The sequence below is a fragment of the Marinimicrobium sp. UBA4209 genome, assembly GCF_002381585.1.
Classification (GTDB): Bacteria; Pseudomonadota; Gammaproteobacteria; order Pseudomonadales; family Cellvibrionaceae; genus Marinimicrobium; species Marinimicrobium koreense.
This window is the reverse complement of sequence record NZ_DFTP01000011.1, coordinates 9,653-17,896: the sequence shown is the minus strand read 5'-3', so window position 1 is coordinate 17,896 and position 8,244 is coordinate 9,653. Positions and strand designations below refer to the sequence as shown.

The following is an 8,244-nucleotide window of genomic DNA, read 5'->3' as shown; positions in this document are numbered from 1 at the left end:
AGCACCGGCTTCATAGGCCAAAACCGTCGGTTCAGAACGTCGGCCGGTACGCCACCACTCACAGACCAGCAGCGCATTGAACAGGCACAGGACCATCAGCCACCCTATGGAGACACCGGAATGCCCCACAAAAGCGAGCCAGGGCAGTACCGCCAGAGCGAGTAACAGACACCGGTGCAGGCGCCGCAACCAGCGCGACGGCTGCAGGCGGATGGGCGCCAACCGGCGGTTAGCGGGCGTTGATTCCGGTATTGGCCCGGACAATGTCGACAATCCTTTTCAGTTCAGTGTCCTCGGGATCCTGGCGGTGCAGAAACCAGGCGAACATCTCCTGATCCTCGGACTCGAGCAACTTCCAGTAGCGCTCTTTGTCCGCCTGCTCAAGGCCGGGATACACGTTTTCCAGAAAGGGCAGCAGGATCAGATCCAGCTCCAGCATACCGCGGCGACTGCCCCAGAATAGACGGTTGCGTTCCACAGACATCTCCCGTTAGCAACAAGGGCCGCAGTATATCATCGCACCGGAACTCTATGAACGACGCAAGGCCGGAGATTGCCCGCCCTGGCCCGGACCTCGAAGCGTGACTCGCACTCGGGCGCTTGCCGGGCTTGGAGCCACCGACGTATCGTTCTATCATGCGCCCTCGGTGATCGGCTCTATCGCCCAGTAGCGCAGGCCAATCACGTTCGAATCGCAACCACGGGAGCGCTCTACCCATGCAGACGGCAACCTCCACCGACTGGCTGACTCTGTCCGACTGGACCCTGATGGCCGTCACCGGTCCCCAGGCCAAGGCCTTTCTCCAGGGGCAGGTCACCTGTGACATTCGGGAGTTGACGCCGGGCGAAAGCCGACTGGGGGCGCACTGCGACCCGAAAGGCCGGATGCAGGTGAGCTTTCGCGCCCTGGCCACCGGTGAAGAGCAGGTGCTGCTGCGCCTACCGCGCTCCATGGTGGAGGCCACCACCGCCTCTCTGGGAAAATACATTGTCTTTTCCAAGGCCGAGCTGTCCGACGAAACCGGCCATTACCGGTTACGCGGCCTGTGCGGCCCCGATGCCCGTGAACAGCTGGCCGGGGCCTTGATTGAGCCAGCTCCTGAGCCGGGCCAGTGGGTGGCGCACGACGGGGGCTTTATTGTCACGCTCGACGAGCAGCGCTACGAGTGCTGGCTGACCGTGGCGCAGGCCGAAATCCTCGACCGACACTTCGGCCAGCCGACGGCCGGTGATACCCAGTGGCGGCTGCTGGATATCCGCGCGGGCCTGGGTGAGGTGCTGCCGCAGACGCAGGGACTGTTCACCCCGCAACTGTTGAATTTTACCCAGATCGGCGGCGTCAGCTTCCGCAAAGGTTGCTTCACCGGCCAGGAAATCGTCGCGCGACTGCACTACAAAGGGAAACTCAAGCAACGCATGCGGCGGTTGAGCGCTGCCTGCAGCGATCCCGACGCCCTACTGCCGGGAACGCTACTGCACAATGGCGACGGGAAGAAAGTCGGTGAGCTGGTTACGGCCGCCCCGAGCGGGCCCGGCACCTGTGAGTGCCTTGCCGTGGTCGAAGACAGCGCTCTGGAGGGAGAAATCCAGATCGACCACACTTTCCCGGCCGAACCGCTATCATTACCCTATACTGTCGAATAAACTCCAATGGTTGGCCGCCCGAGAAAGCTGGCGGCCCATGAAAACCCTGAAGACCGGAAACAGGAAGCCCCATGAGTCATGTTGTTGAGCGCGTCCGAGACGAAATCATCAGTGCCATCAAAAACGATCAACTGGTCCTGCCCACCCTGCCCGAAGTCGCCCTCCAGGTCCGGGAAGTGGCTGACGACCCGGACGCCAGCCTGGATCAACTGGCCAAGGTAATCGGCAACGACGCCGCCCTGAGCGCCCGCATCATCCGGGTGGCAAACAGCCCCCTGCTCAGGGCCAACCGCCACATCGAAGATCTGAAAACCGCCCTGAGCCGACTGGGCATGGAATATACCTGCAACCTGGCCACCGGTCTGGCCATGGAGCAGATGTTCCAGGCCACCTCGGATCTGGTGGACAGCCGGTTGCGGGATGTGTGGATGCGCTCAAGCGAAGTGGCCGGTATCTGCCATGTGCTGTGCCGGCACTACACCAAGCTACAGCCAGACAAGGCGACCCTGGCGGGCCTGATTCATAAGATCGGCGTTCTGCCCATCCTGACCTACGCCGAGGAGCATCCCTCCTTGTTGACCGACAGCCTCACCCTGGACCGGGTGATCGACGAACTGCAGGGCCCGCTGGGAGACATGATCCTGAAAGCCTGGGAATTCCCCGACGAGCTGATTCACGTGCCCAGCCGGCACATGAAATTCGCCCGCAAGGCCGACACCGCCGACTACGCCGACCTGGTCACGGTTGCGCTACTTCAGAGCCATATGGGCGACGGCTCCGCCCTGGGCGAGATGGACTACCATAGCGTCACCGCGTTCGAGCGACTCGGTATGGACCCGGACATGCAGTCAGCCGAAGCGGAAGACCTGAGCGACGAAATGGCGGCCGCCATGATGGCGCTGCAATAAGTCGCCGATCAGGCGCCGTCACTATAGAGGCGGCGCACCTCATCGCCCAGTATTTTGGCTCCTTCGGCAACCCGCTCCGGGGCCTGACAGTAAGTCACGCGTAGACATTCCTGCCGATGCCCCCACGGCTCCTCCAGCCCCGGAAAGAAGTGCTCACCGGGCACCACCAGCACACCCCGTGCCTTGAGGCGCTCGTACAATGCCATGCTGGAAATGGGTAGCCCTTCAAACCAGAGCCACAAAAAGAACGCACCCTCGGGGCGATGAATACGAACCGGCAGGCCGGTCAGCTCGCGCTGAAATACCGCCAGAGCCGACTGCATCCGCTGGTGATAGAACGGCCGAATGACCTCGGGCCCCAACCGAAAGAGCTCACCCCTTACCAGCAGCTGTTGCGCCAACGCCGGCCCCAGGTTGCCGCTGGCAAGGCTCAATACCGTATTGGCCCGGGCAAAGGCCTGAATGATCTCCGGTCGGGCAACGACAATGCCCGTGCGCGCCCCGGGCAACCCCAGCTTGGACAGGCTCAGCACCAGTATGGTGTTGTCATTCCAGAAGGGGCGCGTGGACGGGTAAACAATGTCGGGAAAAGGCGCCCCGTACGCCACATCCAGAATCAGCGGCAGATCGCGCTCCCGAGCCAGGGCATCAAGGTGATTCAGCTCATCTTCGGTCACCAGGTTCCCGGTCGGGTTGGTCGGCCGTGACAGGCACAGGGCGCCAAGATCCTCCTCCAGGGTCAATCGCTCAAAGTCGATGTGATACTTGAACAGTCCCTCGGGTAGCAATTCGATGGCAGGCCGGTTCGCACGAAACAGCGACGGGGCCAGGCCGACATCCGCATAGCCCAGATACTCGGGCACCAGGGGCAACTGCACCTTACGGTAGACGCCGTCACTCCCCTCCCCGGCCAACAGATTGAACAACACGAAGAACGCCGACTGGCTGCCATTGGCCACCGCGAGGTTCTCTCGGGTGACCGACCAACCGCAGGTGCGACGCAGCTCCCCGGCCAGCGAATCGAGAAACTCCGGATCTCCCTGAGGGGGCTGGTACACACCGAGCATCGGGCGTCGAACGCCGGGGTCGTCCATCACCCCCTGCAGGGCGCTGCTCAGCGATGCCTCCACCTCGGGGATCGATGCGGGATTACCACCGCCCATGAAAATCATCTCGGGATTGACCCGGAGCGCTTCGCCCAGGTCATCCATCAAGGTGACAATACCGGCATCACCCGCCACTTTTTCACCAAATCGGGACAGCTTCATAAGTCGCTCAGATTCCGCTCGCACGGGACGCAGGATGCTCGGAAAGACGGGCCTCCCGATTCTTATCGGCGGTCTCTTTTTCCATAGCCGCGTCGAACAGTTCCGCGAAGGTCATATCCAGTTGCTCCCCGGAGAACCCCTCAATACGCTTCAGACGCTCGTGCAATTCGGGGTACCAGGGCAATTTGTCCAGGTCGAGACAGGGGTCGGGCAGAACTTTGGGCAGCCTCAACAGCGGGCCCAGCTCCCGGATGCGGCGGCGGTGCAAATCCCGGCAGAGGACGAAGTCCCCCTGATTGGTCACCGCGATCCAGTGTTCTCTCTGCAGGGCCATACGAATTCGCTGCCACTGGTCTGAAGCCAGGCCAAGCTGCAGCAGTTCACTGTCTTCCAGCCCCCGCCCGTCGAGACTGCGGCGATAGAAATGCCACAATACCACCATGGCCGCCACCAGATCCGGGTAGCCCCGGTCACGCAGCGCGATCTGGTAAACGCCGATGGTATGGACCAGCACGGCGCCGGCCAAAATCACAATCCAGGTCAGGTTTACCCACAGCAGAAACAGCGGAACAATGGCAAAGGCACCGTAAATGGAGCTGAGTGCGGAGTTGGCGACAATAACGCCAAACACCGCCTTGAGCAGCTCAAAAACCAGTCCGGTCACAACCCCGCCGATCAATGCATGGCGGATGGGTACCCGACAGTTGGGCACCGCGGCAAACAGCAGGGTGAAGGTCGCCGAGGTCAGCAACCAGGGAGTGAACTCAAAGATCCAGGTGATCAACCCAAGCGCCTCATAGCCATCCATGAACAGCCGCAAGGACGCCAGGTAGGTGCTCATGGCCAGGCCGACGCCGAGCAACAGTGGTCCGAGGCTGAGCACCGCCCAGTAGAGCAGGAACTTGGAAATGCCCCGGCGGCCGCGCACAATGCCCCACACCGAATTGAAGTTTTTCTCGATATTGGCCAGCATGAAATAGGCGGAGGCCACCAGAAACACGACCCCCACAATGGTCAGACGGCGTGCCTGTTGCGAGAATTCCCGCAGATGACCGAGCAACTCCTGGCCGGTTTCAGGTACCATATTGGCAAAGATCAGATCCTGGACTTGTTCGCCCAACCCCTGGAAGGCCGGAATGGCGGAGAACATGGAGTAGGTGACCGTCATCAGGGGCACCAGGGCAAACAGAGTGACGTAGGTCAGTTGCGCGGCGCTTTTCTGGCAGTCGGTGTCTTTCAGTTGCTGCCCGATCATCTGCAAAAACTGCCATGTCAGGCGCAGATAGTGGCGACGATTTTCCGCGTTGAACAAGTCCCGCATAATCGGCATTTCCTGTTGTAAAACCTGGGCGCGAAGACCAGGTACCGTATTGAAGGGAGCGTATGATTACACTGTACCACAACCCCCATCGTCTCAAGCCCGGACAGGTCCCCCTATGCCCTACGTTCTGATTCTCTATTACAGCCGAACCGGTTCGGTCGCCGCCATGGCACAACAACTGGCGCGAGGCGTGAGACGCGTACAAGGTATTGAAGCCCGGTTGCGCACGGTACCGCCGGTCTCTGCCGACACACAGGCGAGCGAGCCGGCCGTGCCCACCGAAGGGGCGCCCTATGCGACGCTGGACGACCTGCGCCACTGCGCCGGTTTATTGCTGGGCAGCCCGACGCGTTTTGGCAATATGGCCGCACCGCTCAAATACTTTCTGGATAGCACCAGTGGCCTTTGGGTCAATGGGGACCTGATTGACAAGCCCGCTGCGGTGTTCACCTCCACCTCGACCCTGCATGGCGGTCAGGAAAGCACGCTGCTGTCGATGATGCTACCGCTGCTGCATCATGGCATGGTATTGATGGGCCAGCCCTACAGCGAGCCGGCACTCACCCACACCCGCAGTGGCGGCACGCCGTACGGTCCGTCCCACTGGGCCGAGGGCGCCGAAGCAACCACCCTGAGCGAACACGAAACCACTCTGTGTCAGACCCTCGGGCAGCGCATGGCGCAATGGGCGCTGCGCGGCCCCCGAGCTGACGACACCCCGACCGCAAGCGGAGATTGATTGTATGGGAATGGCTCCCAAGCCCCCGGAAAATACCGAACAGGCGCAACACATCAAGCGTAAACTGTCGATTGCCCGCGCCCTGGTGCTGGCCACCTACTCGGGACTGCTCCTGATGTTCACCCTCCTGACGCTGTTCAAGGCCGAGCCCAACTGGCCGCTATGGATTGTGCAGGTGGTTCCGCTGCTGATCTTTGCGCCGGGGCTGAAGCGTGGCTATCATCGGACCTACAGCTGGCTGTGCTTTGTGGTACTGCTGTATTTTACCTGGGCCGTGACCAACACACTCTCGCCACTGGCCTACTGGCGCGACTACCTGGCAGTGGCGCTGACCGTGATACTGTTTTCCAGTGCCATGATGGCCAGCCGCTGGCGCCAACAATGGTGGCTCTGGGAAAATCGCCACTGACTGCCCCTTGATAACCACAACCGCTCATACCCCAGGATCGAAAGGACCGACACCGTGAACTACGACGACCAGACTCCCCCTCCCGCCCGCAAGCGCCGCGGGTTCATTCGCCGGTTTTTCGGCTTCATCGGACGAAGCATCAGTTGGTTGCGGGTGGCATTGGGCAACCTGATTTTTCTTCTGGTGTTGCTGTTCGTGGTACTCGCTTTTCTCCCCAAGGAGCCCCTGGTCTTGCCGGACGAATTTGCCCTGACTCTGGCGCCGACCGGTTATCTGGTGGATGAGGAAAGCTACGTTGATCCCGTAAACATGCTTCTCAGCGGCAGTGATGACGCCCCTATGGAAACGCCGATTCGTCCACTGATTCAGGCCATCGATGCCGGGCGCACGGATCCGAGAGTCAGCGGCCTGGTGTTGGAGCTGGACGGACTTCTGGGCGGCGGAATCAGCAAGCTCGAAGAAGTCGGCGCCGCCCTGCAGCGGTTCAAGGACAGTGACAAGCCAATCATCGCCCTGGGCAGCCTGTACACCCAGGAGCAGTACTACCTGGCGAGCTACGCCGATGAGATATACCTGGATCCGATGGGCTCGGTACTGCTAACCGGCTACGCCAACTACCGCAACTATTTCAAAAGTGCCATGGACAAGCTGTCCGTGAACTTCCACGTCTTCCGGGTCGGCAAATACAAAGACTTTATCGAGCCCTATACCCGGGATGACATGTCGCCCGAGTCCCGGGAGCACAACAGCGAGTGGCTAAACCAACTCTGGGGCGTGTACACCAGCCGGGTGGAAGCACTGCGCCAATTACCCAGCGGCGCCGTCAATGACTACATCCGCAACATGGATGTTCAACTGGCCTCGGTGGGCGGTGACAGCGCGCAACTGGCCCTGGAGTCTCAACTGATCGACGGGATTCTGAGCCACCGAGAGCGTCAGCAATTGCTGACCGAACGCTTCGGTCACAGCGACTACGGCGATCATTACAACGGCGTAGGCCACCGGACGTTTTTGGCCGATGTCCGCCGCCAGTCCCCCAGTCCCGCGAACGACCGCGTCGGTCTGATCGTCGCCTCCGGCACCATCTCCACTGGCGAACAACCCGAAGGCAGTATTGGCAGCGACAGCTTTCTGCAGCGGCTGCAGCAGGTTCAAGATGACCCGAACATCAAAGCACTTGTTATCCGCATCGACAGCGGTGGTGGCAGTGCCTACGCCTCAGAAGTCATTCGCTCCGAAATCGCCGCGCTGCGGGCGGAGGGTATGCCGGTATTGGTCTCCATGGGCAGCATGGCCGCCTCCGGGGGCTACTGGATGGCCGCGGGCGCCGACGAAATCTGGGCGACGCCCACCACGCTGACCGGCTCCATCGGCGTGTTCGGAGCATTGCCGACTTTTGAGGACAGTCTCGAGAAAATCGGCATTCATGTCGACGGTGTGGGCACCACGCCCCTGGCCGGTTCCATGCGCCTGGATCGCACGCTCACACCTCAGGCCAACCGGATCATCCAGCAGACGGTGAATCACATCTACCAGCAATTTATCGACCTGGTCGCCGAGGCCCGGGGGCTGACCCCCGAGCGGGTGGATCAGTTGGGTCAGGGCCGCGTCTGGACAGGGGCCACCGCTCAGGAATTGGGGCTGGTCGACCGACTGGGCAGCCTGGAAGAGACCCTCGCCGCCGCCGCAGAGCACGCTGAGCTGGACGACTACGAGGTACGTCAAATCACCCGCCCGCTGGCGCCCTACGAGCAGTTTCTCAAGCAGCTCAGCGGCAGCGCCGTCAGCGCCTGGGTACCGCAGGTATCTGGACCGAAGTGGTTGACGCCGAAGCTGAAGAGCCAGCTCGCGCCGCTGCTGGAACCTCTGCGGATGTTGAGCGAACTTGATGATCCGCGCGCGGTTTACGCACGCTGTGTGGAGTGTCTGGCGCCTTAGCGGTATAGCGTTGAGTA

General features: G+C 61.4%; 9 protein-coding genes. 5 read left to right on the top strand and 4 right to left on the bottom strand.

From position 1 onward, the window contains the following. Together B3187_RS02120 and B3187_RS02115 are read right to left on the bottom strand one after the other, a co-directional pair. Nucleotides 1-264, bottom strand: a 264-nt coding sequence (locus B3187_RS02120) for a hypothetical protein (RefSeq protein ID WP_286804409.1), incomplete at its 3' end; no start/stop codon positions are given. Further along, entirely contained in the window at nucleotides 230-439 is a 210-nt protein-coding gene (locus tag B3187_RS02115; RefSeq protein ID WP_286804425.1) for a succinate dehydrogenase assembly factor 2, read from the bottom strand. The genes B3187_RS02115 and B3187_RS02120, both read right to left, overlap by 35 nt. 278 nt (nucleotides 440-717) lie before the next feature. Here B3187_RS02115 and B3187_RS02110 point away from each other — a divergent pair, with 278 nt between their 5' ends. Both B3187_RS02110 and B3187_RS02105 read left to right on the top strand, forming a co-directional pair. After that, the gene (locus tag B3187_RS02110; RefSeq protein ID WP_286804408.1) at nucleotides 718-1,644 is read left to right on the top strand and encodes a YgfZ/GcvT domain-containing protein; all 927 of its coding nucleotides are present in this window, start codon (nucleotides 718-720) and stop codon (nucleotides 1,642-1,644) included. Between the two features lie 71 nt (nucleotides 1,645-1,715). After that, nucleotides 1,716-2,552, top strand: a complete 837-nt coding sequence (locus B3187_RS02105; RefSeq protein ID WP_286804407.1) for an HDOD domain-containing protein — start codon at nucleotides 1,716-1,718, stop codon at nucleotides 2,550-2,552. 8 nt (nucleotides 2,553-2,560) lie between these two features. Here B3187_RS02105 and B3187_RS02100 read toward each other — a convergent pair whose 3' ends face one another. Both B3187_RS02100 and B3187_RS02095 read right to left on the bottom strand, forming a co-directional pair. Next, a complete protein-coding gene (locus tag B3187_RS02100; RefSeq protein WP_286804406.1) occupies nucleotides 2,561-3,820 on the bottom strand; it encodes a valine--pyruvate transaminase in 1,260 nt (419 codons plus the stop codon). Between the two features lie 7 nt (nucleotides 3,821-3,827). Beyond that, the gene (locus B3187_RS02095) at nucleotides 3,828-5,141 is read right to left on the bottom strand and encodes a YihY family inner membrane protein (protein WP_286804405.1); all 1,314 of its coding nucleotides are present in this window, start codon (nucleotides 5,139-5,141) and stop codon (nucleotides 3,828-3,830) included. Between the two features lie 115 nt (nucleotides 5,142-5,256). Between B3187_RS02095 and wrbA the strand changes: the two genes are divergently transcribed. The 3 genes from wrbA to sppA are packed head-to-tail and all read left to right on the top strand — an operon-like array spanning nucleotide 5,257 to nucleotide 8,227. Next, nucleotides 5,257-5,880, top strand: coding sequence for an NAD(P)H:quinone oxidoreductase (gene wrbA / locus B3187_RS02090; protein WP_286804404.1), 624 nt, complete (start codon nucleotides 5,257-5,259; stop codon nucleotides 5,878-5,880). Between the two features lie 4 nt (nucleotides 5,881-5,884). Beyond that, nucleotides 5,885-6,289 carry a DUF2069 domain-containing protein gene (locus B3187_RS02085; RefSeq protein WP_081665899.1) on the top strand — a complete coding sequence of 135 codons (405 nt, stop codon included), beginning with the start codon at nucleotides 5,885-5,887 and terminating at the stop codon, nucleotides 6,287-6,289. A gap of 54 nt (nucleotides 6,290-6,343) precedes the next feature. Then, entirely contained in the window at nucleotides 6,344-8,227 is a 1,884-nt protein-coding gene (sppA, locus tag B3187_RS02080; RefSeq protein ID WP_286804403.1) for a signal peptide peptidase SppA, read from the top strand. The last annotated feature ends 17 nt before the right edge of the window (nucleotides 8,228-8,244 follow it).